The sequence below is a fragment of the Glutamicibacter sp. NPDC087673 genome (assembly GCF_044743255.1).
In the GTDB taxonomy this organism is placed as follows: Bacteria; Actinomycetota; Actinomycetes; order Actinomycetales; family Micrococcaceae; genus Glutamicibacter.
In genome coordinates this window covers 42,727-68,555 of the sequence record NZ_JBIUWB010000003.1, presented here as the reverse complement: position 1 = coordinate 68,555, position 25,829 = coordinate 42,727, and the positions used below count along the sequence as shown (strand labels likewise).

The following is a 25,829-nucleotide window of genomic DNA, read 5'->3' as shown; positions in this document are numbered from 1 at the left end:
TTAGACGTCTGCGACCTTGCGACCCTTGTACTCAAGGAACAATTCGGTACCAGCCGAGTCGGTGACAACCTTAGCCTGGTGAGGCAGGCTGTAGGTTACGCGACCGTTTTCAACGGTCTTCACCAGGTTCGGTGCGGTAGCCTTCCACTGAGAACGGCGGGCACGAGTATTCGCACGGGACATCTTCCGCTTTGGAACAGCCACGACTACTTCTCTTCTCTCTTGTCTGACGTTTTATCATTTGTCGCATCCTCTGCGACAATGTCGGACAGCTGCGCTAGCGCTGCCCAACGTGGATCCAGAATCTCATGATCATGCTGAGGGTCATCGTTGAGACTGATTCCGCATTCACTGCAGAGCCCCAAGCAATCTTCCCGGCAAACCGGCTGGAACGGCAGGGCGGTAACCACTGCGCTCCGTACTACCGGATCGATGTCAATCAAGTCACCGACCACCCAATACTGATCCACATCATCATCGTCTTCGAATTCTTCGCTCTCTTCATAATAGAAGAGCTCTTGAATATCAGCCTCGAAGTCGTACTCGATGGGCTCCAAGCATCGTCCACATTCCCCAGCGATTTGCGCTGTAGCGGTACCCGATACCAGAATTCCTTCATGCACGGCTTCAAAGCGAAGATCTAAGTCAAGCTCAGATCCTCCACGAATACCGATGAGTGCATTTCCCACATCTGCGGGTGCCGAAACCTGCTCATTGAGAGTTTTCATTGAGCCAGGCGAACGGCCGAGCTCCCTGGTTGAAAAAACCAGAGGCGAGTTGCGATCGAGTTCGCCGTGTGACGATCGATCAGAACGCTTTTCGCTAATGATGACTCCTATAGAAACATAGTCCGACATTTCATCTTAGCTTGCCGTAGGCCAAGTTCCCAAACTGAAACCAGTTTTCAGAGCTCGATGCCGGTGTTGCACTCACCACAGCATATCGTAGACGACCTGCCAATCCCTACTTGCACGCGTTGCTAATCCAACATTCCCGACCTTGCAATCCGGGCCGCGGACTTCGAAGAAGAATCGGAATAACGCCACGGGCGAGCGCGACGCAAAACGGCTTATAGCAAACGTCCCGAAGAAAGCCTGCCCAGCGAATTATGCTTGGTCATGCTTCGAATTAAGTGGTGAGGGATTCTCTGTGAAAGTGTTACGAACCGTCAATAGCGTCGTCAAGAAAGTGCAATCGCGCTTTGAGACACGGCGACACCTGAAGTTCATTCAGAACCACGCCACAGAACTACGTCACCTGCCCGTGGACGCTGACCGGTACAAGGTAGCGCTGCACTTTCCCGATGAGATGGCCAACGCCTACCAGATCAGGCAATGGTACGAACCGCTTTTAGCCTTGGCAGAATTCGTGCCGGTGGTAATCATCGTACGAAGTCCTGATACTGCACTGTCGCTGCGCAAGGAATGCCCGCTACCGATTCACTTCGCCCCCGCCGTTGTAGATGTTGAGCGATTCATGCAATCCCAGGATCTACGTGTGGTGTTCTACGTGAATCAAAATATCCGGAACTTTCAAATCATGCGGTTCAATGCGCCTAATCATGTCTTCATCTGCCATGGCGAAAGCGAAAAAGCCTACATGTGGTCCAACCAGCTCAAGGCCTACGATTATGTATTTTCAGCCGGTGTAGCAGCTAAAGATCGCCTGGTAAATCACTTGCGCAATTTCGACGCTTCGTTGCGATGCCGGTTAATTGGGCGTCCGCAAATAGATGTGGATTATGCGTCGCCGGTGAACCTGAATAAGGAACTACCAACACTTCTCTATGCCCCAACGTGGGAAGGCGACCGGCCTTCCATGAATTATGGCTCAGTACTATCCCATGGTGAACAATTAATTGACGCCCTGATCAAGGACGGCGGATTCAACGTTATTTTTCGTCCCCATCCACGTTCTGGAATGGGTGCGAAACCCTATGGGCAAGGCGTAGAAAGAATCCGAAAACAGCTGAGGGCGCACAGCGAAACTTCAAAAGCCCAATTCATTTTCGATGACTCGGCCCACTGGGGCTGGCAGTGGTCAGCTGCCGACCTTTGCGTGACTGACATTTCCGCAGTTGCTTATGACTTTTTGGCGACAGGGAAACCAATGTTCGTGACGCAACCAGTGTCCACCGAGGCTACCGTTGATGAAACTCCAGCGCTGCGACAGGTGCCTGCCCTTACAGCTGCGTCGGCAACGGAAATCAGCCGGCTGGCGCGAGAGGCCTTGGCCGGCAGCAACCCGCAGCTACGAGGACTGGTCAATTACTACTTTGGCGACGTTTCCCCCGGTGCCAGCATGCAACGTTTCATTGCAGAAACGCTGGCGCTAGTGCAAGAAGACAGCGTCACTGATCACTAGCCAGCTTCAGCAGCATAGTGGTGCCGGGCCTGCAAGAGGCCCGGCACCACAATTTCAATAAGCTGCGGTGTCTTCCTTACTTGAAGAAGCGCTCAACAACGCGCCGCGCGGCATGTCCGTCATCATTTGGGGCAAACTTTTCAATGAATTCGTCTCGATTCACCCCTGGCAGATCAGCCCCCGCCAAAGCTGACGATAGTGCATCCCAAAGGTCGTTCTCTTCTTCAAGAATAGGGCCAGGCAACGCACTCTCGTAGTCCAAATAGAAACCACGCAGATTGTCCCGGTAGTTCTCCAGATCGTATGCATAGAAGATAATTGGTCGTCGCAACAGCGAGTAGTCGAAGAACACCGACGAATAATCAGTAATCAATACATCAGAAGCAAGGTACAGTTCCTGAATATCTGGATGACTCGAGACATCGATAATGCGGTGCCGCAGGCTCTCCGGAATCGACACGGCATTTGATACCAGCACATGCATGCGCAACATCAAGATGGTATCTTCGCCAAAACGACGGTCGAACTCCTCCAGATCCATTGGCAGGTCGAATCTGAATTTACCGCGGCTTGAAGCCGCATCGTCACGGAATGTCGGCGCGTAAAGTACGGTCTTGATTCCTGGGGGTATCGCAAGCTCATCACGAACACGCTTTTCTTGCTCAGCAACGTCGGTACCGGTCAAGATGTCGTTTCGGGGATAGCCAAGCTCCACGGCTTCGCCTGAGAATGCATAGGCGGATCGCATGATCTCGCTCGTGTAGCGAGAAGGCGAAATGAGGTGCGTCCATTGGCGCGTTGCTCGTGTAACACGCTCAAGATACCCCTCATCGCGGCCTTGAACTTCGCGAACATCGAGTGCCATCTGCTTGAGTGGTGTTCCGTGCCAGGTCTGCAGGAACACTCCCTTCGCGCGACGCTTCACATAGTGCGGGAAGCTCTGGTTATTCACCCAGTATTTTGCCCGTGCGAGGTGCCAGAAATATTCCGGTGACAATCGCTTAACGGTAGTCGTCAGAGGATCGGAGAAGCGGTGCTTGCCCGAGTAAACCCATACCTTGCGACGTGTGTCACCTTGTCGCAGCAATTCCTCGTAAATATACCGAGGAGAGTCGCCGTACTGATTCCCGAGACCTGATTCGAAGACGATGAGGTCTTCTTCCATGGGAGCAAGCTTGTACAATTTGTATAGCTTGCGCATGACGTCAAAGTACCGCTTGTTCCTACGGAACTTGTTCTTCAACTTAACCGGCAATTCGGCACGCCAGCCAACGTTGGGTTTGCCGCGCAGCTCGGCTCGCTCGATTTCTTCCGTTATGCGTTGCGAATTGTTTTGGTCCCGATGGGTCATGAACACGTCAGCACGTTGGCGGTACTTGTCTTCCATGGCTTTCCCTCGTTGCAGGGTACGTGAAAGATCATCCAGCAATGTTTCTGCGTCAAAGGCAATGCGGCCTGGCAATTCGTCGTCCAAGTTCAAATGCGATCCGCTCGGTCCCAAGAAGCGAGAGCGATCGAACTGGTAGTAGTGAACAGGCTTGTGCAGGAAGCTGAAGTCAAAGTTCACTGAAGAGTAATCCGTGACCATGATTGCCGCGGTCTTGATTAGTTCCTGGACGTCAATTTCACCTTGGACAATTAGTCGAGCGGGCGCGCCAGCAAAATGATCCCTGAATTGCATCATGTTGGGATGGAGGCAGAAAACAACTTCCAGGCCATACCTCTGGACTAATTCGGCAAGTTCCGCCGAATTAAGCAGGTTTTTCCATTGCTCGAGATAGTCCGATTCTAGGAAAACTTCCTCATTCTGCAACCAATCACGCCACGTTGGGATGATCAGGAGCATGTTCTCGTTAACACTCAAATCCGTCGCCAGCAAGGAATCGAACCGCGATAGCCCGGTGACCTTGACTTCGCCAGGCGAGTAGAGGAAGTCCTTAACGATGTACTGCTTCTCGCGCTCAGAGGAAACCATGAAAAGGTCCGTCGCAAAGCCAGGTGAATTCTTGCCGTAGTTGGGAACCATCCATTTGGTTCCCATGACGCCATGCTGCAAGAACACCCGAGTAGCGCGGCAACGCGAGGAGAAGCTATGGTGCCTTGTTGGGTACAAGTAATCGGCATGGTGCGTGCCGATGACTCGTTGCGCACGAATAGCCAATTCAAAATGTTCTTTGCTGCCATGGAAAACGACGTGATCCATGGAATCGAAATTCCGCAAATCGGGAGCTTTCTCATCGATGACATAGTATGCATCAATATCTGGGCGTTCTTTGCGCAGGTATTTGAACAGATGCAGCCCGTTGTCCTGAGCCTTGTAGGATAGTTCGCCGACGATCCAAATCGGCTTCGAATCCGATGGCTGGCTGATTGGGAAACTGCGCTGTTTAGCGTTAGCAAGTACGGCAAAGGCTTCTTTGTCGAACACTTCCAGAATCACCGATGTTGATTTTGCTTTGAAGGTGAAATACGGAGAAATCGCTAGAGTCTTTTCACCGATTGTCACCGCATCTGCACGCGTCGTGCTGCGCACGGCAAACGGGGTACGAGTCACTCGAATGCGTGCAAGCTCACCGCTGGAATTCGAAGTCGCCAGCAGATAGAGATCGTAGTTATCGCCACGATCGATCGCCTCCCAGTCAGCAGATTTGAAATCCAGGGTTGCTGACCAGCTGTAGATAGCACGTCCAAAGCGCTTTGCTGCATGCTTTTCGTCGAAAACCAGCTCCGCTGGAACTTCAACTGCAAATTCCGATTTACGTCCAACCAGTTGCAAAGTGACTGAGGACAACCGGTCGCTCTGCGTTTCCAGAACTCCGCCCAACGACAGCATGCCGTCGTGGATCCGGGTGATGTCAGTACGAATTCGATATTTGAAGCGTAGAGGACGGTTCAGGGCCAAAGCCACTTCGGCCTTCTTATTGATATAAAGTCCTACGCTGCGTTCGCCTGAATTATAGACCGTGTCATGGCTAAAAGTAGTCGACGAGAACCGCCCCAGAATACGGTGGGCGATAACAGGGCCGTTGAGGATTAGTTCCCCGGCGTCGATCCGTTCCCGGACCTCTTTGCGCCTGAGCAATTCACCGTCTTCAGTTAGCTGCAACCATGCGATTCCCGGAGGCAATTGATCGAATTCGGAGCTGAAGGTCAGTGCAAGACGAACCGTACCGGCGTACAGGTCATTTTCCAGAGTCACTTGGTTGTCATCTGCGTCATCCGAATCAGGAACGCTGGATTCCGGCTCTTCGTTGCTGGAAGCGAGTTCGCGATAGTCTTGCCACCGATCAAGAAGGGGATCCAGAGAGATCTCAGCATAGATTCGATGGGATTCATCGTGACCGATTTTGACTAGATCAGACGTAAGTGGCGCAACAGAAAGAACGATGTGGCTACCGTGTAATACCGAAACGGATTGCACGGGATGGGCAACGCTAGCGTCCAGATGCAGAACTTCATCACGAATTGCAAGGTTCAGCTCTTGGTAGCCGCTGTAGTAGCGATACTTTTTGCGCTTTAACCGCTGGGTACGCAAAGTCTGCATCGCTGACTGCGCCAAGTCTTGCATAGCTCGAATTTCAACTGCCACGAATAGTGTCCTTCAATGTTTTAGCTGTTATCCCCCGCGTCAGTCTTTCAGCGGAACAGCCTGGAAATCGCGCGTGTACAACATGAATAGGCCGCTAGCACCACACGGCAGTGGCCGTCATTTCATGTGATCCACAGTCTAAGATTACCGCCCATGGGCGCTCAAATCAGTTTGAAACCGCCACGGACACCTGCAAATGGCCATAGAGTCTGCCTCGACTGGAGCGTTGTCATTATCTGGCGCTTAAAGCAATTGGTCCCAATTCGTATGGTACGAATCGGGACCAAGGAGTCAGCGGACCTCTAGCTGTGCCAACCCCGGAAGTTCTCCAGCTTTCCTTGACGTTCAACAATCAGCTTCTGAATGACGTCCTGGAACCGCTTAGTTGAATCGCCTCGGTTCAGGTCGCCAAAGTAGAACTGGCGCATTTCAATGCGCTGATCCTTGTGTCCGTCACGAGTCAGTGCATCGGCGAGCAGGTCTCCAACGTTCTTCACGCTATCTTGGTCTACCACGTGGCAGGCCTGCGCAACGGGTGCATCGCGGTGAAGAATTTCGCGGTTACTACGTCGGTCGGAAATGACTAACGGATTGCCCGGGTGGAGGTACAGGTAGTCCAGGCCTACGCTGGAAACATCGGTAATCAGCGCATCGATCGACTCGAACATGGCCAAGATATTGCCCTGTTCGGATATCACGTGCTCTGCGCCGGCTTCATTGGCAGCTTCGATCATTTCCAGAATGCGTGCGTGTGCCTGAGCAACGCCAGGAGTATTGCTTTCCTGAATTCGTGGGTGCGGCTTGTAGACGACGCGCCAAGAAGGGTTCTCCAATAATGACTCGACAATGGCAACACCGTATTTGTCCAACGAGGTGTAGTTGTTGTCTTCGTTTTCCCCTTCCCACGTCGGCGCATACATGACATCGAACTTCTCGCTTGGTTCCAATTCGAGTTCGAAGTTGATATCCAGCTGCGGACGACCGGTGACTTCTAATTTGTTGAACTCGAAGTCAATCAACATTGCCTCGTGGCGCTTGATGGCTGCAGGGCCTGCGACAAAAACCTTGTCGTAGGCCTTGGCCTTATTCGAAACCATCGAGAGTTTGTCGCTCTCACCATGGTTTACATGCACGTGAACAAGCCTTGGGTGATCCAGGGACTGGAAATTCGTGCGCGAATTGTTGGTGTATATGACCAGCTTCAGGTCATTGTCATCATAAAGATCCATGAGATCGGTCAATCGGCGTACATAGATCCGTGGCAGGTCTGTAAATTTCTCCGCCGCTTTGAAAGCACTCAAAGTACGGAAGACCAGCAGTACTTCTTCTTTCTCATGCAGTTCTTCAAGCACCGGAAGCCACTGAGTCACCTGATAGATCTTGTCAGCGCCATCTCCGAAGTAAACCGCTACAGATCCTGGTACCGGAATATTGGATACACCAACATTCACATTGGCCGACGGACGACCGGTTAGCCCCATCAGACGGGATATCCGTTTTGCTTCCGGACGTCGCCCCACTTTTTGCAGGGCGCCCTTTACGCTGGACTTGATGGAGTCTGTGATGTGCTCGCTAGCCATGAGTACTTTCAAATCTCGAAAACAACAACTTACAACCAAACGAGTTTACTAGCTCAGTTCCTTTACGATCTGGCTCAAAGTGTCCAATGTGTTCTTTAACGACGTGACATGTCGCTCATCGAACTCGCTCAGGACACGTTTCATTTCGGTTGTCGAGATACCGGAGGTACGTGGAAGGTAGACAACTTCGACCTCATCACCGAGGTCGTCAAACTTGCCCTTCCAGTCTTCGCCGATGCCGAAGACCTTTGCATCGTACTTCTTGATGTCAGTACGTTTCTGTTCCCAGTTCTCTTCGGGAATGGCGAGGTCTACGTATTTGATGGCCTGGACGATCTCGAGACGCTGTTCGAAAGGAACTACAGGCTTCTTGCCCTTGATGGCGTTGAACTCATCAGTGGATACGCCAACAACCAGGCGGTCGCCCTTCTCCTTAAGACGCTTCAGGATATTCAGGTGGCCGATATGGAACAGGTCAAAAGTTCCGTACGTCAAAACAGTTTTAGTCATGGGTCCCTTTCGAAGTAAGGTAATAGCTTCGCTTGCTCAGCTAGTGGCGCTCACTTGTATTCGTCGTTAGATAATAGGCAGACGACCCGCGAGGGTCATGCGAACTATTGTTTTCCATCTAAGTTTAGGCCGTGGTTCACGGTACCAGGGGCTGCCGGTCCAACCTGCCCGCCATCCGGCTATGTACTGGGACACAGCGCTTTTGTTGTGTCGCAGCCGCAAGCACTCAATGAGCATCCAGGTTGTTGGATAGATCCAACGCAGCGGCACGGGCAAGTTACGGCGAGCCAGCCACACCCGGTTTCGGGCATTCAAACGATAGAACTCGTCGTGGCGTCGTGGATCCACGATTGGATGGCCAATCTGCATGTCGCCGGCATACCAGACGTAAGTGCCGGTGTCCCATACACGCCAGGCAAGTTCGATGCCTTCATGCGCGTACCAGAATCCCCCTGCCCAGCCACCGGTGGAATCAAAAATTCTACGGGTAGTAACTAGGCAAGTTTCACCCACGTGGAAAACTTTGCTTGGTTCAACTGCCGTTCGTTTTTTCAATCGCGGGATCCAACGTCGTGGATTCTGTTCTTCGTTTTCCGGATCAGTGATGCGCGGCTGCAACAGCCCCATGCGAGGGTAATGCTTGAACCGTTCGACAGCCGTAATCAAGAAGTCATCATCGATGAACCATGAATCGTCATCGAGGAAGCACAAGTATTCGCCATTTACCTGGTTCACTCCAGCATTCCGGCCGGCCGGAATGCCCAAATTCTCTGGAAGAAAATGAGTCTTGATCCCTTCAGGGATATCCGTAGGATCCCATCCGTTGCCTACGACTACAGCGTCAATCAGCACTGAGCGTTGGGCCAGCAAAGATTCCAGGGCGCGTCGGAGCTCAACCGGGCGGTTACCCATGGTCAACACAACTACGCCGATGGTTGGCTTGATCTCTGCAGGCATTTGTCCTCTAAGGCGGTGGGATATACGGAATTAGGTCAAACTATGCTTTGAGTCGGGACGAGGCCATATTGGAAAGGAAATGCCCAAAGTTCACCAAGACGCATGCAGGCAACAGGATCCAGATCATCCACTTTTCAGCGACTCCTGGAATACCAACGATTACGGAGATAATTGAGCATCCAAGAATGATCAGCGATAGTTCCACTGCGTGCAGTAGCTTATGGAATGGCAAGAAGCGAGCCAAGGAACGCAGCTTTCCAACGAATGAAATTGTTGGAACAGATCTGGCGGCGGCAGTATCCGGCAATCTCCCGAGACCCGCCATGCCTCTGGCCGCATGAACCATGAGTGACTGCGAACGGTTCAGGACCAGAAGAACCGACAGGCAAGCGGCCATGAACAGTGTAGGCCAGGCCTGCTCAACTGAGGAATCATCCGCAGATAGTTCTCTGAAGACTCGGTAGCCCAAAGCAATTGGGATCAGCGCCTCTGTTGTGTGGTGCCCAACCATGTCAATGAAAATACCGCGAGGAGATTGAGTTCCCCTCCAACGTGCGACTTCTCCGTCAGAACAGTCAAAATACAGCTGGAGCTGCGACAAGATTACTGCCAGCAACGGTCCCCAGATGCCAGGGATCAACAGCGCTAGAGACATGAACCAACCCGCAAGAATCATCAAGCCGGTAACGCCATTGGCACTGATACGCGTGCGCACCAGTATTGCGGTGAGGTAAATGGAGATATGGCGCAGGTACAGCTCAGCTGTCCAGTGCTCGGCATTCTTACGCGCACGGACTTCCGGAGGTTGGCAGACCGCACGCAGCTGTTCGAGCGTTGGATTCTTTGGACGTTCAACCATGATTACCTAACGCGCCCTTTGTCGACAGTGCCGGCTGCCCCGCAAAAACGACCCTTGATGTATCCAAAAGCCCAAGGCAAATGGATTGCGGGGAAAGCACATGCTGCCAGCAACTTGTCTTTCAATCCTTTTGCGTTGCTAGTCAGCCCCGCAGCCAACGCGATCGCTGCATAGACCGCAGGTACGGCCTTGGCCAAGTTCAAAACTACGCTCACACCGGTTGGGGCTGCTTCGCGAACTAGCGGCTCAATTACAGTTGCCGCTAGTCCCGTTGCAACCCCCAAAAGCAATAGTGGTGGAACATCGTGGCGCAACGACTTACCTTCAGGGAAGCGCCGCGCAATTTCTGCTCGCCAAGTCCCCGAGGCCTTGGACTGGCTAATCAAGGATTTGAAGCTATCACGCGGATAGTAGCCGACCTTTAGTTCTGGATCGAACCAAACGGTGTGGCCCGCCTGGCGAATACGCAAGCAGAGTTCCCAATCCTGGGCTCGCCATAGTTCCTCGTTGTAGTAACCGACTTCTTCAAATACTTCGCGACGAAAGATACCGAGGTACGCAGATTCAGCAGGGCCTTCTGGGGCACCCGAATGATATGCCGGTCCGCCAAAACCAAACTTCGAATGATAAGCCGCTGCGATTCCTCGCTGGACAGGTGTACGCCCTTTTGCGTCCATCAGTCCCCCAACGTCGTGCGCATTCACGCGAAAAAGAGTTTCGATTCCACGTTGTGTGTAGTGCGACGGCAGCTCGCTATGGGCGTCGACGCGAATAACTATCGGCAAAGTAGACGCCCGAATAGCCAAGTTGAGACCAATGGGTGTTCTGCCAAGAGGATTATGGACTAATACGATTCTTGCGTCGGCATCAGCCAGGCGTCGGGCAACGTTGTTTGTTGTATCAGTACTGGGCCCTAATGCCAGTACAAGTTCCTTCTCGCCAGAATAGTCCTGCCCCAAGATCGAACTTACCGCTTCTTCAAGGTAGTCCGCTTCGTTCAGCACGGGCATGACATAGGAAACGCCAGGAAGTTGAGTCATGCGGGCCTTACTTCTTCGCTTTCAAGAATTTCTGATATTCCTTTATCACTGAAGCAGTGTCACCATCCATCATTTGCACACCCTTTTCAATCCAGATGCAACGATCACAGGTTTCCTTGATGGAATTCATAGAGTGGGAAACATTGAAAATGGTACCCGCGCTATCCCGGATTTCGCGGATTTTGGCCTCACTGCGCTTTCGGAATTTCGCATCGCCTACAGCAAGAGCCTCATCAACAATGAGGATGTCATGTTTTTTAGAAGCTGCAATCGCGAACTTTAGCCTTGCGCCCATGCCCGAAGAATATGTACGCATTGGGAGGTCGATAAACTCTTCGAGCTCGGCAAATTTCGTAATCTCTTCCCGCATCTTCTCGACTTCAGCGCGGCTATATCCAAGCGCCAACCCGCCTAGGGTAATGTTCTTGTCGCCTGAAAGATCGGGGATTAAAGCTGCGCCTACGCCAAGTAGGCTGGGGCGTGAACGAGCGAATACTGCGCCATCCGATGGCGGAGTCAGTCCAGTGATGGCCCTAAGCAACGTGGATTTGCCCGAGCCGTTCGAACCAATTACACCGATTGATTCATTTTCATAGGCGACGAAGGAAATTCCCTTGAGCGCATGAACTGTTCGAACACCTCTGAGCTTTGGTTGGAGAAGGCGGCGGGCGCCTGCGTTTCCAATTGCCTTGCCACTTGCAAACACCTCATACTTCACATGCAGATTATCGACGATGACGACAGGCTGCCTTGACGAATCCACAGTAATCGACTGCGACTCGACTTGGTCAGGCGTCACAACATCGATGAAGGAGGTGTCATCTGAGAATATAGGCGCTGGCTCGTACTCCGGATGCAGCTGCGGGTTAATCAGATCATCGAAACTAATTCGCACGTCCGTACCTTTCTTCGGCCTTCCAGAAGAAGATCAACCCAGCGATAAGCATGAAAATTGCCCAAACGGATATAACCCACCATGCCTGCGTGTCATACTCAGCATGATCCATGATGAATCCACGAGCCAATTGCAGGGTCTGATATATCGGATGTATGTCGAAGATTGCAATCATCCAGGGCCAATGATTCAGAAGTCGTTCTGCGCTGAAAAGCACTCCTGAGGTGTAAAACAGAACGCGGCCAATCATGGGTAACACGTTCGAGAAGTCACGGACGTGCACAGTGATGCGAGCACAAATTAACGCGACTCCGAGGTTGAAAACAGTAAAGATTGCAAGGATCGGTATAATCCCAAACCAAGTCCACTTAGGGCTGGTACCAAGAATCAGAGCGTAAATGAACATCACTGCGATCATTGGCATGAGAGTCAGCAAGTTCTGGGTAACCTGAGCGACAGGCAGAGATAATCGTGGGAAGGCAAGAGATTGCACCAAAGCCGCATTCCCCGTGATCGACTTGGCTCCGCCGTTCATCGAGGTTGAGAAGAACTCGAAAAGGAAAACGCCGATCACGACATAAACGGGGAAATCGACACCTCGTGCGCCGCCCTGCAAGATGCCGAAGACAAATCCGTACACCAAAGCATTGAATGTCGGCTTGATTACGATCCATACCATCCCCAGGCGATTTCGCTGGTTCTGCGATTGGACGCGTGCTTTAGCCAGCTCATAAATGAACTCGCGGCGTTGCCATGTCTGCTTCAGATAGTTGACCAATGTTGGTCTTGCACCAACACGGTGCAAGCCGTATTTTTCGGCCTCATCTGCAACTGTCATGCGAATTATGTCCTCTTGTTCGAATGCTTCTTGATGCATTATCGGCTAAGCATAGATGTACAAAGTCTAGTAGATGGAGAGCTGTTCTTCTGGCTTTCGCTCTTCAGCTTGGTGTAGTACATCCCACATCTACTACTTACGGTGTTTCAGGCGGGTTTTCGCGAAGGTAGTCAGCCATGGCATCGCCTTGCAAAGCTTCGCTAATTTGAGCAACAGCGAGTTCGCTTGCCAATTCTATTGATTGCCCGTCTGCACTAGTCGATGTTCCAGCAGTTGGCATGGTGAACATCTCCATATTCTCCGTGTCCACGTTTTTGAGTTGCAAACCCAGTCCGACCAAGGTTGCGGCATCAAAGTTGTCGTCAAAGGTGAGATAGGGAGAAACCTTGTCGACGATTTCGTACAGCTTGACAGGGTTAGTTAATGTTCCTGATGAGAGCACCTGATTTGCTGCTGCAGCGATGAACTTGCGTTGATTCGCGACACGTTGGTAATCACCATTGGTAAACGACTTTCGCTCGCGCACAAACCGAAGTGCGCGGTCGCCTTCCAGCGTGATGTCGCCGGCTGGGTAGAAGTAGTCCGTGTCGTTTGCCGTGAATGGGATCTCATTATTTACAGTCACACCACCGAGAGCAGTCGATAATTCACGGAACCCTTCGAAATCAACCATGGCTACATGATCAAGCTTGGTGCTGAAGAGTCCTTCAATCGTTTGCATCAACAGAGGAACCCCGCCAAGCGATATCGCGGCATTGAGCTTGTTCATTCCATGCCCCGGAATCTCCACATACATGTCTCGAACCATCGACATAACGTAGACCTGTGAGCGGTCTTCCGGGATATGAACAAGCATCATTGAATCGCTACGTTGTGAAACTGCCCCATCAAGAGCTTGAGCATCGGCAGTACCTTCATCTGCATGATCGACGCCCAGTAATAAGACATTCATGGACTTATCTTCAGGATCTTTGATCGGACGAGCTTGCTCCTCGGCGTCTGAAAATCCTAAATCCACGGTATTAGATTTCGTGTTGAACTGGCGCTGCAAATCGAAAAGAACATAGCCGGTGCTGAGCACTGCCACCAGGAGCACTACAACTACAGACACGACGATGCCTTGTGTTCTCTTCTTTTTCCGACGTTCAGATCGAGTCCGCGCGCTCCGCGACAAAAAGACTGAATCTTGGTCTTGCACTATTCTCATTCCTACTCCACCGGGCAACGATCCCCCAAGGTCAACGGCAGCCTGGGTGACTTCGCGCAATGAAAAAGACTACCCAAGATAAATGTGATTATCCTGAGTAGCCTAGGTCAAGAACTAGTCTTCTAGAGTTCTAACGAAATTCTTCAGCCAAGTCTTCAAGTTGGCCCCGAGTTCTTCGTTCTCCACAGCAAGGGCAATGTTCGCTTGCAGATAACTTAGTTTGTCGCCTGTGTCGTAACGCCGACCTCGGAAAACTACAGCGTGCACACCAGCTCCCTCCCCGTCGGCAGTCGCCAACTCTTGTAAAGCATCCGTTAACTGAATTTCATTGCCCCTACCGGGAGCCGTGTGCTTCAGAATCTCGAATACACGGGGATGCAGTAAATAACGTCCAATGACAGCTAGATTACTCGGTGCTTCTTCAACGCTCGGTTTCTCAACCAATCCATTAACTTTGACGTAGTCGGCATCCTCTACCGGGGACACATCTGCACATCCATAAGCACTGATTTGTTTCGGATCAACTTCCATCAGAGCAATAACTGAACCGCCAGTCGACTTTTGAATGTCAATCATGGAAGAAAGCAAGTCATCATCTTCATGGATCAAGTCATCACCGAGAAGAACCGCAAATGGTTCATCCCCTACATGTTGCTTGGCACATAAGACTGCATGACCCAGCCCGCGAGGATCGCGTTGCCGTACATAATGGATATCCCCCAACGCTGTGGCATCTTGCACCAACGCGAGCTTCTTCGTATCACCCTTCGCTTCCAAAGACGCTTCCAGTGACGGAACACGATCAAAATGGTCTTCAAGAGCGCGCTTGTTTCGTCCGGTAATCATCAGGACATCATTAAGCCCAGCACGAGCAGCTTCGGCGACAACGTATTGAATCGCTGGCTTGTCGACGACTGGGAGCATTTCCTTTGGCATTGCCTTCGTTGCAGGAAGGAAACGTGTCCCTAAACCGGCTGCCGGAATGACCGCTTTGGTAATAGCGCGAGGTGCAGACATAGTGTTGAATCCCCTATCTTCGGATTAGTTAATGGCGACAGTATTGCGCAACTACCTACGGATGAGTAAGCCTCTTGATTACAGCGCGCGGGAAGTACTCATCAACGTCCCCGCCAAGAGCCTGTACTTCCTTGAGCAGAGATGAGGAAAGATGCGTGTATCGCGTATCAGCCTGAAGGAAGACCGTTTCAACACCTGTCAGATGCCGATTCATCGTGGCCATGGGAATCTCATAGGCGTAGTCAACAGTGCTACGCAATCCCTTGACGATTGCTTCCGCTCCCTGCTCCTTGCAGAAATCAGCTAGCAGCCCCTGGCCCATCGGCACAGCGGAAACCCCACGCAGTCCACCGACAGTTTCTTCGACCATGGCGACTCGTTCGTCTTCGCTGAAGCGATACTTCTTGGAGTAATTCGTGGACACTGCCACGATCACCTCATCAAAAAGGCTCGCCGCACGCGCAATGATTTCGACGTGTCCATTATGAATTGGGTCAAAAGAACCCGGGCATACCGCTCTTCGCATGAACTGAATCTATCAAGAACTCATGTCAAATTAGCGATCTGGTGTGAATGTCTCGTAAAGATTCCATGACTTAATACCCTCGTTCCTCTGTACGAGATGATAATGGACTCATGAGCATTGAATTCACTCCATGGCAGCGAACCGCATATGGTGCCAACCTACTAGATTCCAATGGACAGCCCGGAGTGACGATCTTTGAAGAAATCACCGCATTAGCGAATCACCACAAGGCCATCAATCTAGGCCAGGGGTTTCCCGATTCCGAGGGTCCACCAGAAATCAAGCAAATTGCCATCGACGCAATTCAAAATGGCGCTAACCAATACGCACCAGGTTCAGGGACCCTGAACCTCCGCGAAGCTATCGCTGCGCATCAGGAACGGTTCTATTCGTTGAAGCTTGACCCGGAGACTGAGATTGTCGTTTCCACAGGCGCAACTGAAGCCATCGCCGCTTCTCTGCTGGCATTCCTGGAACCTGGCGATGAAGTTGTGACCTTTGAGCCTTACTACGACTCCTATGCAGCCATGATTGGGTTGACCAACGCTGTGCATAAGGTCGTTCAGCTCAAGGCTCCGAATTTCGAACCCGATTTGGATGACCTTCGACGTGCAGTCACTGACCAGACGCGGGTAATCCTCGTGAATAATCCCCATAATCCAACTGGCACCGTATTAGATGTTTCAGTGCTCCAAGAAATCATTGCCCTGGCGCATCAGCACAACTGCATCATCATCGCCGATGAGGTCTATGAACATCTGACTTTCGGTGTGCGACATGTTCCCATCGCGAGCTTGCCCGGTGGACCAGAGCGAACCATCACCATTTCTTCAGCGGGCAAGTCTTTCTCCTTTACTGGCTGGAAAGTAGGCTGGGCAACCGGTCCTCGCCAACTGATCACTGCTGTCCGTACAGTGAAACAGTTCCTGACCTACTCCTCGGGCCCAGCGTTCCAACCGGCAGTAGCGAAAGCCCTGCAACTTCCAGACGCCTTCTTCGAGCGCTTCGCCGCCGATCTCGGACAGTCGGGAGAAATTCTCGCATCAGGTCTGGAAACAGCTGGCATCCCGGTGATTCGCCCAAAGGGTACCTACTTCTTGGTTGCTGATGTACGTGGCTTTGAATTGAATGATGCTGCTGAAGTAGCACGAATGATGCCCGAGCACCTCGGAGTTGCGGCGATACCGATGTCGGCCTTTGTCCATCCCGAAAACCGAAATGACTACCAGGGCCTGCTGCGCTTCGCCTTCTGCAAAAAGCCTGACGTGATTTCCGATGCAGTTCAGCGATTGCAGCGCCTGCCAGAGGTGCTCTCCAATTGACACGAAAGCTGGCTAAACGGTGGCTTGGTTTCGTCCAGGAACACGCCACGATTTACGACGATGACTTGGTCCCCGGGTCAAAAATACTCGCCATCGGCGACGCGCCCCAGTCGCATGTCAATCTTTCGCATCCGGAAGAAGTCTTCTACGAATATCTCGCGCGCATTGCCAATCATCTGAAGGTCCTGCGCCCAGAGGAGCGTCCAATGAAGATGCTGCATCTCGGCGCAGGCGCTTTGACTCTGGCTCGCTGGGCGAGTGTGGTTTATCCGTCGAGTACTCACGTAGCTGTAGACATTGAGCGGGAACTTCTTGATTTCGTTCTCACGCATCTGCCTTTGCCTCAAGGCTGCGATCTATCCCCAATTGTTGCCGATGCAAGGAGCGTGCTTGCCGAACAACTGGTCGATGAAAAGTTTGACGTCATCGTACTGGATATCTTCTCTGGGCCGGACGCACCAGAACACCTCACCACCGACGGCTACTACGCAGAACTCAAGAATTCATTGGCCAACGACGGATTGCTGTTTGTGAACATTGGCGATGATCCTCCCTTGGATTTCACTTGTTCTCAAGTTGAGGCAGCAGGTTCCAGCTTTGAATTCGTGATGCTGAGTTCAAGTCCGGAAATGTTTACCAAGCGCTTCCCCGGGAACTTGATATTGACAGCGTCCCGCCAACGATTCCGGGACGATCTAATACTCCAATGCCAGGCAGCGGGACCACACCCGTCAGAGGTTCGCCATTCGATGGATCTAGATGGGTTCTGCAAACCATAGGTGCGTTTCGCCGTATTTCTTGTCGGCGAACTTCTCCATGGCGCTCGGCCATGTTGGTTCTGGTGAACGACCGGAACGCTCGACGATCACGGTGGCATCTTCAGCTAGGATTCTGGATATCTTCTCGAGCGTGACAGCTAGTTCTTCTTCAGTCAGCGGGTAAGGAGGATCCAGCAAGACCACGTCAAAGGTCTTGCTGGGCACTCCCGAAACCGCGTTGTAATACCCATCGAGGACGCTATCAACACTCCCGCGCTGAACCGTAACGGTATCGGTCTTCAGAACCTTATTCACCAGTGCCGCATTTTGCTGGCAAACAGAGACCGCTTTGGGCGCCTTTTCTACCAGAACAACCTGCCGCGCCCCGCGGCTGGCTGTCTCGACGCCTAGCGACCCTGATCCTGCAAAGAGATCCAGTACTCGTGCGCCAGAGAGGATATCCCAGCTTTCCAAACGGGAGAAGAGAGCCTCTTTGACCCGGTCCGTTGTAGGGCGTGTTGCATCACCAGGTACGGACTTCAGTGGACGCCCGCCAGCGGCTCCAGCGATTATTCGGCTCATTGCCTAGATCTACCTTCAATCAGTTCTTATTTAAATATTCTTTGGTGGACTCATCAAGCCAATTCCCGGCAGCCACCAGGAGTCCGGGGTGATGACGTCCCCAGTTGCCATCGGCAAGGAGGAGACCCGCATCGGTTCTAGCCCGCTCAATGAGCGAGCGATCCTTGATGATGCTCAGTTCCCGCAACGACGATCGGCTACCCGATTGCTGAACGCCGAGGATGTTTCCTTCTTTGCGTTCCGCCAAGTCTGCTTCGGCTAGCTCAAAGCCATCGATTGTTGACTCGATCGTCTTCAAACGTCCAACCGACGGATGGTCCGCGTCCAACCATGTGGTCATGAGGCACGTCCCGGGAAATCCGCCACGGCCTACGCGGCCACGCAGCTGGTGGAGCTGCGAGATGCCAAAGCGCTCAGCGTCCATGATCACCATCAACGTCGCATTATGAACGTCAACACCGACTTCAATGACAGTCGTAGAAATCAGCACGTCAATTTCGCCACGTGCAAAGGAATCCATGGTTTCTTGCTTGTCTGCTGCATCCAGTTGCGAGTGCAGCGCTTCGGTACGTATCCCAACAAATTCAGGCATCCCACCCAGCAACTCCTGCATGGCTTCGACGCTCATGGTTTGTCCGGCAGAATCTTCATAGGTCGCTAGGAGAACGCCTTGTTCCGCTGTCGTGTCCGAAATTCTTGGACACACCACATAGACTTGGTGGCCCTTCCCGACTTCCTCAATGATCCTTGAGAACAACCTGTCCCGGAAACCGGTCAGCTGCATGGGAACAATATGCGTTTGGATCGGTGCGCGCCCGGCGGGCATGCGCTTGATTGTCGACGTGTCCAAATCGCCGAACACGGTCATAGCGACGGTTCTCGGGATCGGCGTAGCGGTCATGACCAGTGTATGCGGAACAGAGCCGGCCGCCTTAGCCCGCAAGGCATCGCGCTGTTCAACGCCAAAACGATGTTGCTCATCCACGACGACTAGGCCAAGTTCAGCAAATTGCACCTGATCGCCCAGCAGGGCATGCGTCCCAATCACCAGTCCTGTTTCACCGCTGGCAATACCTAATAGAGCTTCACGACGCTGTGCAGTTTTTGCCGAACCTGTCAGGAGCGCGACTCCAGTTCCTTCGCCTTCGCCGAACAATCCGGGTTCTGCAAGGTTGCCAAGCATCTTCTTGATAGACGCATAGTGCTGTGCGGCCAGGACTTCTGTCGGTGCAAGGAGTGCTGCTTGGCCTCCGGCATCGATCACCTGCAAGATGGCACGTAGCGCGACAATGGTCTTGCCGGAGCCCACCTCTCCCTGCAGCAATCGATGCATCGGATGTGGCTGTGCCAGATCGGCAGAGATTTGTTCTCCGACAAGGAGCTGGTCTTCAGTGAGGGTAAACGGCAGGATGGCATCAAATTTATCGGCCAGTCGTCCTGTCACCTGTGGACGCGGGATAGCTTTCTGCGCTCCCAGCTGGCGACCGCGTTCCCCTAATGCCAGCTGCAGCATGAAGGCTTCTTCAAAGGCCAAGCGCTGTCGAGCGACGTAAGCCTGCTTGATTTCTTTGGGAAAATGTCGATCCAAGAACGCTTGATGGCGTACTGGGTAATGATGGGTGCGTAGGAGGTCTGCTGGAAGAAATTCAGGAAGATTCTGATCTGTGAATTCTTCCATCAACAACGCCATCAAATCCCTGATGCGCTTATTCGGCATCTTCGCCGAGGCCGGATAGATCGGGATAGGGCGCGGATCCGCTTGTGATGCCTCATCCAGGATCGCGTATTCGGGCTGGCTCAGCTGCAGGTGGTCCTGGTACCAGCCAACCTTGCCGCTGAACATTGCAATAGTTCCAATATCCAGGTCCGTTCGGGCTTGGTAACCATTGAAGAAGGTCATCTTCAGCTCTTGGCCGCCTGCACTGAGTTCATCGCTAACGGTCACTTCAAAAATGAAACCGCGACGCGAGTGCATCTGTCGCTGGCTAACGTTGACCACCTGGGCCACAACGGTGACGTGCTCGTCAAAGGGAAGCTCTGAAATCGGCGTAAGTTCGCCTACTTCGACATAGCGCCGCGGAAAATGCCAGAGGAACTCCCCCACTGTGCTGTAGCCGAATGCCTTTTCCAGCGCGGTGGCGTTCTTATTTCCGAGGAATGTTGAGAGTTCTGCATTCTCAAACGTGGTCAGCGTTGTTTCAGCCATCGTGGGTGCACAGGTCGGTGACGCTGATATTCACTGGGTCACCGTATTTCTTGATCAGGTCCAAGGCTTTTTCAGACTCCGGAACATGCACATGTACGCGCCAACGGTAGGTGTCTTCTTCAAGCTGGTTTACCGGGGACATGATCACGGAATTTCCCATGGCATCTAGCTGACCGCGCAGAGTAGCAGCGCCTAATGCGTCCAGAGAGACAGTGCACATGACTTCGACGCCGGTTTCAGTGTCATTGTTCAGATGAACATGCGGATCCTGGACCTGATAGCCATGGAATTTCTCGTAGGACTCAAAATCAGTGGCGTCGCTTCGAATAGCAGCGCAAAGTTCATCGATGATGATCAGCATGCCCACCGCGCCCGCATCTACTACACCGGCTTCAACGAGGGACGGGAGCTCTGTTTCAGTTCCCTTCACTGCCAATCGAGCCGCTTGGCTCATCTGGGTCAATACCGTGTCCAACGCTGCACGGCTTTCTAAATCGCACTTCAAGTGAGCAAGGGTTGAGCCTGCGGCCAACGCGATGGCGTTGATCACGGAGAGCATGGTGCCTTCGACTGGTTCGCTAAGTGCTGACCATGAGCGCACCTTGGCACGTTCAAGCCCAAGGGCTAGCAGCGGCGCGGTAAGCCGCTCGTAACCGACCCACGGTTCACTCAGGCCGCTGAGGAATACAGCCAACAGGGTTCCAGAGTTGCCGCGCGCCGATTCCATTGACGCGCGCGCGGCAACTTCTAAGAAGCCACCGATGTCGTCGCTTTCCAGTTTACTCACTGCATCGTGACCTGCCCGTGCAGTCAGATACAGGTTACTGCCCGTATCTCCGTCTGCTACCGGGAAAACGTTGATGGCATTGAGCCGGTCAGAATGGTTCCCGAGACTCTTGACACTCCGTGCGAGCCATTCTCTGATGGCACGCACCGAGGTATCGAGTTTTTGGGGAGTCATGGAAAGTTGGTCCTTCAGTGGAGTTATCGTGACAGGTCAGTATTTTCTACGAACTCTGCCATCTTGTCTTCTTGCAGTGCCTTGCCAAACTTCTCAATCACTTCCATATCCGGAATGACAATTGACTGTCCGTCGGCCGAACGTCCCGGGCCCTTGTTAGGAAGGGTGAAGAATTCCATATCGTTCGAACGCAGGTTCAGCATGGAGGAAGCGTAAGAGGCAACCTTGCCAGAATCCAGAGTTTCATCAACTGCAATGAACGGTGCAATTTGAGAAACAACTTCAGAGACCTTACCCGGGTTGGTCAGGGTTTCCTTGGACATCAACTGACCAAGCAAAGCCTTGACGAAAAGCTGCTGGTTCTTGACGCGCTCGTAGTCGCTGCCTGGGAAGGACTTGCGTTCACGGACAAATGCCAGTGCCTGTTCACCGTCCAGTGTTTGAACACCCTCTGGGAAGTACATGCCATTAACAATTGACTGCTTGAAGCCTCGCGGGTTATTGACGGTAACTCCGCCCACTGCGTCGGTTAGACCCTTGAATCCTTCGAAATCGACGGACGCGACGTGGTTAATGCGAACGCCAAAGAGCCCCTCAAGGGTTTCGACTGCTTTGGGCACTCCACCGCTGGCAAAAGCGCGGTTGATCTTGGCAGTGCCTACGCCCGGAATATCAAGCCAGGTGTCGCGCATGACGGAGGTGACAAACACATTCTCGCGGTCTGCAGGAATATGAACCAGCATCATGGTGTCTGAGCGGCCACCGTTAGGCAGGGTACCAAAGTCTTCGCTGTCCTCATCCGCCTCACGAGTTGCGCGAGTATCGCTTCCGAGCAGCAGGATGTTGACGGCGTCCTTGGACTCGTCATTGACTTCAGGACGAGTTTCTTCCGCGGGGAAGGCATCCGTAATCGTCTGGCTTTCAGAGTCGAAAGTTCTGCCAAGGTTCCAAAGGTAACCGGCGGCAACAAGCGCCGCGACCATGACGAGGGCAAGCACGCTTAAGACGATGGCTCGCCCGGTGCGCTTTTTCTTTTTGCGCGGTCGCGCTGGGTGCTCTTCAAAGGACATTTGCTACCTTTCACAGTTTCAACTCTGTACATCCTATCTTTCAGAGTGCCGATGTAGTCTTATAACGTGTCTAAAATCAGCTTGAAAGCCCGACTGTCACCAAAACTTAACCGAAAACTTGCTCAAACTTCGGCATTGGTGATGAGCGGTACTTTATTACTACCAGTACTTGCAGGCTGCGCATCAGTCGCTTCCGTGGATGCTGCCCCGGACGCAGCCAACCCGCTTTGTGCGGAAATGATGGTTGTCCTGCCCGAAGCCATCGATGATGCCGAGCGTCGTTCAACGACCTCGCAGGCAACCTCGGCCTGGGGCGACCCGTCAAAAGTTGTCTTGCGTTGCGGTGTCGAAGTTCCCGGACCCACTACTGACCCCTGCGTATCCGTGAATGACGTCGACTGGGTAGCGAATGAGGATGAAGAATCAGGTATCTGGACCTTGACTACTTACGGCCGGACGCCGGCGACCGAAGTCGTCTTGGATCCTAACGTCATCCCGTCAAGTACCGTGCTGGCCACGCTGTCGGATGCAGCCCAGAAGATCCCGGCTTCCAAAAAGTGCGTTAGTGTTGACAAGTCAGTGAGCTTGTAAGCGGATCGCCTACAAGCAAAACGTGAGGGTGTGTTGATTCTTCAACACACCCTCAAGCTTTAACGGCTATTCCCGGATTAGCGCAAACCGATATTCCGGTCGGTAGCCAGCCCAATCAGCTCATCAATAAGTTCACGGTACTCAATTCCCGTTTTGGCCCACATTTGCGGGTACATGCTTGAAGGCGTGAAGCCGGGCATGGTGTTGATTTCATTGATGATCCACTCCCCCTCGGGAGTATAGAAGAAATCAACTCGAGATAGGCCTTCTGCATCAATAGCGTCGAAGGCCTTCACTGCAAGTTCGCGGATCTCGCGAGTGGCTTCTTCGCTCAGATCTGCTGGGCAGCTGAGCTCGGCGGCGGCGCCATCAACATATTTCGCTTCAAAATCATAGAACGTGTGCTCATTATCTGCCACCGCGATTTCGCCTGGCAATGAGGCCCGCGAAGGTTCGCAGCCGCGGCCTTCAAGAACACCGCATTCGATTTCACGGCCGACAATCCCCTGCTCGATGATCACCTTGGGATCTTCAGCACGGGCAATCTCAATAGCGGCACGAAGCCCCGAAGGCTCGTCTACCTTGGTGATGCCTACCGAGGATCCTGCACGTGCCGGCTTGACGAACAACGGGTACTGCAGGTCTTCGCAACGCTTCATGGCAGCTTCGCTGTTGCGCAGCCACTGCTTGTTGGTGATGACTTCGTACGGGCCTACCTTGAAGCCTGCCCCTTCGAAGACAACCTTCATGAAATGCTTGTCCATGCCCATCGCACTGGCTGCAATACCGGAGCCAACGTAAGAAACGCCAGCCATTTCCAGCATGCCCTGAATTGATCCATCCTCGCCGAACGGACCATGAAGCAACGGGAAGACCACGTCGATCTCGCCCAGATCTGCCACCGTGGAGTCCGAGTAGGACAGCAATGATGTCTTCTGCGCGTCGGTGGAAAGATGCACCGGATGATCCACCGAGGAAATTTCTGGCAGCTTGCCAGTATTCAGTGCCCAGCCTTCTGGATCCTCGTCCAGCAGGGTCCAACCGCCGTCGCGGGTGATGCCCACCGGAACAATTTCGAAACGCTCGCGGTCGATGGCGTGCATGACGCCGGCCGCAGTAACGCAGGAAACGGAGTGCTCTGAGGAACGGCCACCGAAGAGCAAGAGGACGCGGAGCTTGCGTTCAGTCATTAGTGACGTTCTCCTTCAGATTTCAATTCACGCGACAACAGGCGTGCAGCCATATTTTCAACGCTCAAGGTGCTCTCCAGGACCATGACCACTGCTTCGGTGATTGGCATTTCCACGTGATGGGCCTGGGACAAGTCGAATACGGCACGTGCTGACTTGATGCCTTCCGCAGTCTGCGACATGCGGTCATTGACCTCTTCCAAGAAGAGCCCCTGGCCAAGCAGGCGTCCTGCAGTGTTGTTGCGGGAGAGCGAGGAAGAACAGGTAGCCACAAGGTCGCCTAGGCCAGAAAGACCTGCCAAGGTGTCCAAACGGCCGCCCAAGGCGAGGACCAAGCGAGTGGTTTCAGCCAAGCCGCGCGTGATGACGGTGGACTTGGTGTTATCGCCCATTCCCATGCCATCGCACATGCCAACGGCAAGGGCGATGATGTTCTTGACGATTCCGCCAAGCTCAACACCCAAGACATCGTCATTCGTGTAGGGACGGAAGTATGCAGCGGAGCACAGTTCAGCAATCCACTGCGCAATATCAGAATCGGTGCAGGCCACGACCGAAGCCGTTGGCTGCTCGCGTGCGATTTCCATTGCCAGGTTTGGTCCGGAAAGCACAGCGATCTGCTCTGCAGGCAGCCCGGTGACTTCGGCGATGACCTGGCTCATGCGCAGATCGGTCCCGCGTTCAAGACCCTTCATCAGTGAAAGCAAGACCGCACCGGGTTCAAAGAATTCTTTGAACTTCGCCAATTCCTGGCGCAACGACTGAGCCGGAATCGCCAAGACGACAAGGTCAGCGTCGTTGAGAACGGTCTTCGGATCCGATGATGCCGTGATGTTGGCCGGAAGCTTGGTTTCGCGCAGGTAGCGTGAATTGGTGTGGCGTTCATTGATTTCATTGGCGGCGTCTTCGCGACGGGCCCAAATCTGAACGTCGATGCCCTTGTCTGCAACGGAATCAGCAAGTACCTTGGCGAAGGTTGTCCCCCAGCTGCCAGCGCCCATGACGGCGATTTTGCGTGGTAGCGGCTTAGTCAATGTCAGTCCTCTGGAAGGTGTTGATCAAGGTAATTAGTTATCCGGGGTATCGAAATTGCGGCCAGTCTTCGACTGGCCATGCTTGCTGGGATCCCACCGCGCAGCTGGTGCTTCTTCTTGGCGCAGTTCTGCGGTCAGTGCGGTGATCGCGTCCATGATGCGATCAGTGGCTTCTTGCAGCACTGCACGAGTCCGCGGGCCACCACGCAAGTCATCAAGATCCACGGGCTGGCCAACTGACACGGTGACGTGCTTTCGCGGGAACGGATACATTTTCTTGGAATAGCGCGGCAGCAGTTCCTGGTCGCCCCAGTGAGCCATCGGTACCACTGGTGCGCCAGTCTGCAGGGCCAAACGTGCGGCACCGGTTCGCCCTACCATTGGCCACAGATCAGGGTCGCGGGTCAGCGTCCCTTCCGGGTAGATGACTATGACCCCGCCTGCGTCCAGGACTTTTCGGGCCGCGGCCAGCGATTCGCCAGCATTGGATGCGCTGCGTGACACCGGAACCTGGCCGGTCTCGCGCAGCATCCATCCGAGCACTGGGATCTTGAACAAGGATTCCTTGGCCAGCCAGCGTGGCAGCCGGCCATTGCTGTAAATAGCATGGCCGACAACCAGCGGATCAATCTCGGTCAGGTGATTGGGGCAGAGGATGTACCCGCCCGGAGGGAGGGTTTCGAAGCCCTTCCACGTTTTGCCCATCAAACCGTTCATGGCAGAACGGACAATG

The 25,829-nt window shown here is 53.1% G+C and carries 24 protein-coding genes; 4 read left to right on the top strand and 20 right to left on the bottom strand.

The genetic code is table 11. From position 1 onward, the window contains the following. Positions 1 to 204, bottom strand: coding sequence for a 50S ribosomal protein L32 (gene rpmF / locus ACIOTL_RS07880; protein WP_013348816.1), 204 nt, complete (start codon positions 202 to 204; stop codon positions 1 to 3). 2 nt (positions 205 to 206) lie between these two features. Then, a complete protein-coding gene (locus ACIOTL_RS07875; protein WP_181148963.1) occupies positions 207 to 728 on the bottom strand; it encodes a DUF177 domain-containing protein in 522 nt (173 codons plus the stop codon). Between the two features lie 427 nt (positions 729 to 1,155). Here ACIOTL_RS07875 and ACIOTL_RS07870 point away from each other — a divergent pair, with 427 nt between their 5' ends. Further along, on the top strand, positions 1,156 to 2,364 hold the full coding sequence (locus tag ACIOTL_RS07870) for a CDP-glycerol glycerophosphotransferase family protein (protein ID WP_400342288.1): 1,209 nt from the start codon (positions 1,156 to 1,158) through the stop codon (positions 2,362 to 2,364). A gap of 76 nt (positions 2,365 to 2,440) precedes the next feature. Here ACIOTL_RS07870 and ACIOTL_RS07865 read toward each other — a convergent pair whose 3' ends face one another. The 11 genes from ACIOTL_RS07865 to coaD all read right to left on the bottom strand — a co-directional run bounded on the left by ACIOTL_RS07865 (position 2,441) and on the right by coaD (position 15,382). After that, positions 2,441 to 5,953 carry a CDP-glycerol glycerophosphotransferase family protein gene (locus ACIOTL_RS07865; protein WP_400342287.1) on the bottom strand — a complete coding sequence of 1,171 codons (3,513 nt, stop codon included), beginning with the start codon at positions 5,951 to 5,953 and terminating at the stop codon, positions 2,441 to 2,443. A gap of 302 nt (positions 5,954 to 6,255) precedes the next feature. Then, a complete protein-coding gene (locus ACIOTL_RS07860) occupies positions 6,256 to 7,533 on the bottom strand; it encodes a CDP-glycerol glycerophosphotransferase family protein (RefSeq protein ID WP_400342286.1) in 1,278 nt (425 codons plus the stop codon). Positions 7,534 to 7,581: 48 nt separating this feature from the next. Then, positions 7,582 to 8,043 (bottom strand): adenylyltransferase/cytidyltransferase family protein, encoded by a 462-nt coding sequence (locus ACIOTL_RS07855; protein ID WP_105659212.1) that lies wholly within the window; start codon positions 8,041 to 8,043, stop codon positions 7,582 to 7,584. A 66-nt stretch (positions 8,044 to 8,109) separates the two neighbouring features. Continuing rightward, on the bottom strand, positions 8,110 to 9,000 hold the full coding sequence (locus ACIOTL_RS07850; protein WP_400288827.1) for a glycosyltransferase family 2 protein: 891 nt from the start codon (positions 8,998 to 9,000) through the stop codon (positions 8,110 to 8,112). Between the two features lie 40 nt (positions 9,001 to 9,040). Further along, complete coding sequence (locus tag ACIOTL_RS07845; RefSeq protein WP_400342285.1) at positions 9,041 to 9,859, bottom strand: CDP-alcohol phosphatidyltransferase family protein; 819 nt, start codon at positions 9,857 to 9,859, stop codon at positions 9,041 to 9,043. Between the two features lie 2 nt (positions 9,860 to 9,861). Beyond that, complete coding sequence (locus ACIOTL_RS07840) at positions 9,862 to 10,899, bottom strand: glycosyltransferase family 2 protein (RefSeq protein ID WP_388021784.1); 1,038 nt, start codon at positions 10,897 to 10,899, stop codon at positions 9,862 to 9,864. 7 nt (positions 10,900 to 10,906) lie between these two features. After that, the gene (locus ACIOTL_RS07835; RefSeq protein ID WP_388022946.1) at positions 10,907 to 11,698 is read right to left on the bottom strand and encodes an ABC transporter ATP-binding protein; all 792 of its coding nucleotides are present in this window, start codon (positions 11,696 to 11,698) and stop codon (positions 10,907 to 10,909) included. Positions 11,699 to 11,783: 85 nt separating this feature from the next. Then, positions 11,784 to 12,632: an ABC transporter permease gene (locus tag ACIOTL_RS07830; RefSeq protein WP_400342284.1), complete on the bottom strand. Its 849-nt coding sequence runs from the start codon at positions 12,630 to 12,632 to the stop codon at positions 11,784 to 11,786. Between the two features lie 136 nt (positions 12,633 to 12,768). Continuing rightward, a complete protein-coding gene (locus ACIOTL_RS07825; protein ID WP_400342283.1) occupies positions 12,769 to 13,743 on the bottom strand; it encodes an LCP family protein in 975 nt (324 codons plus the stop codon). Between the two features lie 210 nt (positions 13,744 to 13,953). Continuing rightward, positions 13,954 to 14,856: a UTP--glucose-1-phosphate uridylyltransferase GalU gene (gene galU, locus ACIOTL_RS07820; protein ID WP_133833489.1), complete on the bottom strand. Its 903-nt coding sequence runs from the start codon at positions 14,854 to 14,856 to the stop codon at positions 13,954 to 13,956. A 55-nt stretch (positions 14,857 to 14,911) separates the two neighbouring features. Continuing rightward, on the bottom strand, positions 14,912 to 15,382 hold the full coding sequence (coaD, locus tag ACIOTL_RS07815) for a pantetheine-phosphate adenylyltransferase (protein ID WP_105661166.1): 471 nt from the start codon (positions 15,380 to 15,382) through the stop codon (positions 14,912 to 14,914). Positions 15,383 to 15,492: 110 nt separating this feature from the next. Here coaD and ACIOTL_RS07810 point away from each other — a divergent pair, with 110 nt between their 5' ends. Then, positions 15,493 to 16,704, top strand: a complete 1,212-nt coding sequence (locus ACIOTL_RS07810) for an aminotransferase class I/II-fold pyridoxal phosphate-dependent enzyme (protein ID WP_133833490.1) — start codon at positions 15,493 to 15,495, stop codon at positions 16,702 to 16,704. Beyond that, complete coding sequence (locus tag ACIOTL_RS07805) at positions 16,701 to 17,483, top strand: spermidine synthase (RefSeq protein ID WP_286172114.1); 783 nt, start codon at positions 16,701 to 16,703, stop codon at positions 17,481 to 17,483. Before ACIOTL_RS07810 ends, ACIOTL_RS07805 begins: the two co-directional genes overlap by 4 nt. Here ACIOTL_RS07805 and rsmD read toward each other — a convergent pair. The 4 genes from rsmD to ACIOTL_RS07785 are packed head-to-tail and all read right to left on the bottom strand — an operon-like array spanning position 17,460 to position 22,281. Further along, on the bottom strand, positions 17,460 to 18,044 hold the full coding sequence (gene rsmD, locus ACIOTL_RS07800) for a 16S rRNA (guanine(966)-N(2))-methyltransferase RsmD (RefSeq protein ID WP_105661164.1): 585 nt from the start codon (positions 18,042 to 18,044) through the stop codon (positions 17,460 to 17,462). The genes ACIOTL_RS07805 and rsmD overlap by 24 nt on opposite strands. A 19-nt stretch (positions 18,045 to 18,063) precedes the next feature. Further along, entirely contained in the window at positions 18,064 to 20,250 is a 2,187-nt protein-coding gene (locus ACIOTL_RS07795) for an ATP-dependent DNA helicase RecG (protein ID WP_400342282.1), read from the bottom strand. After that, positions 20,243 to 21,211, bottom strand: a complete 969-nt coding sequence (locus ACIOTL_RS07790) for a DAK2 domain-containing protein (protein ID WP_105659158.1) — start codon at positions 21,209 to 21,211, stop codon at positions 20,243 to 20,245. Before ACIOTL_RS07790 ends, ACIOTL_RS07795 begins: the two co-directional genes overlap by 8 nt. Positions 21,212 to 21,234: 23 nt before the next feature. Beyond that, entirely contained in the window at positions 21,235 to 22,281 is a 1,047-nt protein-coding gene (locus tag ACIOTL_RS07785) for an LCP family protein (protein WP_105659157.1), read from the bottom strand. A gap of 141 nt (positions 22,282 to 22,422) precedes the next feature. Between ACIOTL_RS07785 and ACIOTL_RS07780 the strand changes: the two genes are divergently transcribed. Continuing rightward, positions 22,423 to 22,872 carry a DUF3515 domain-containing protein gene (locus ACIOTL_RS07780; RefSeq protein WP_105659156.1) on the top strand — a complete coding sequence of 150 codons (450 nt, stop codon included), beginning with the start codon at positions 22,423 to 22,425 and terminating at the stop codon, positions 22,870 to 22,872. 77 nt (positions 22,873 to 22,949) lie between these two features. Here ACIOTL_RS07780 and ACIOTL_RS07775 read toward each other — a convergent pair whose 3' ends face one another. The 3 genes from ACIOTL_RS07775 to ACIOTL_RS07765 are packed head-to-tail and all read right to left on the bottom strand — an operon-like array spanning position 22,950 to position 25,813. Further along, positions 22,950 to 24,062: a D-alanine--D-alanine ligase family protein gene (locus tag ACIOTL_RS07775; RefSeq protein ID WP_105659155.1), complete on the bottom strand. Its 1,113-nt coding sequence runs from the start codon at positions 24,060 to 24,062 to the stop codon at positions 22,950 to 22,952. Further along, positions 24,062 to 25,096: an NAD(P)H-dependent glycerol-3-phosphate dehydrogenase gene (locus ACIOTL_RS07770; RefSeq protein WP_286134429.1), complete on the bottom strand. Its 1,035-nt coding sequence runs from the start codon at positions 25,094 to 25,096 to the stop codon at positions 24,062 to 24,064. Before ACIOTL_RS07770 ends, ACIOTL_RS07775 begins: the two co-directional genes overlap by 1 nt. A 33-nt stretch (positions 25,097 to 25,129) precedes the next feature. Further along, positions 25,130 to 25,813 (bottom strand): 1-acyl-sn-glycerol-3-phosphate acyltransferase, encoded by a 684-nt coding sequence (locus ACIOTL_RS07765; protein ID WP_105659153.1) that lies wholly within the window; start codon positions 25,811 to 25,813, stop codon positions 25,130 to 25,132. Positions 25,814 to 25,829: the final 16 nt, after the last annotated feature.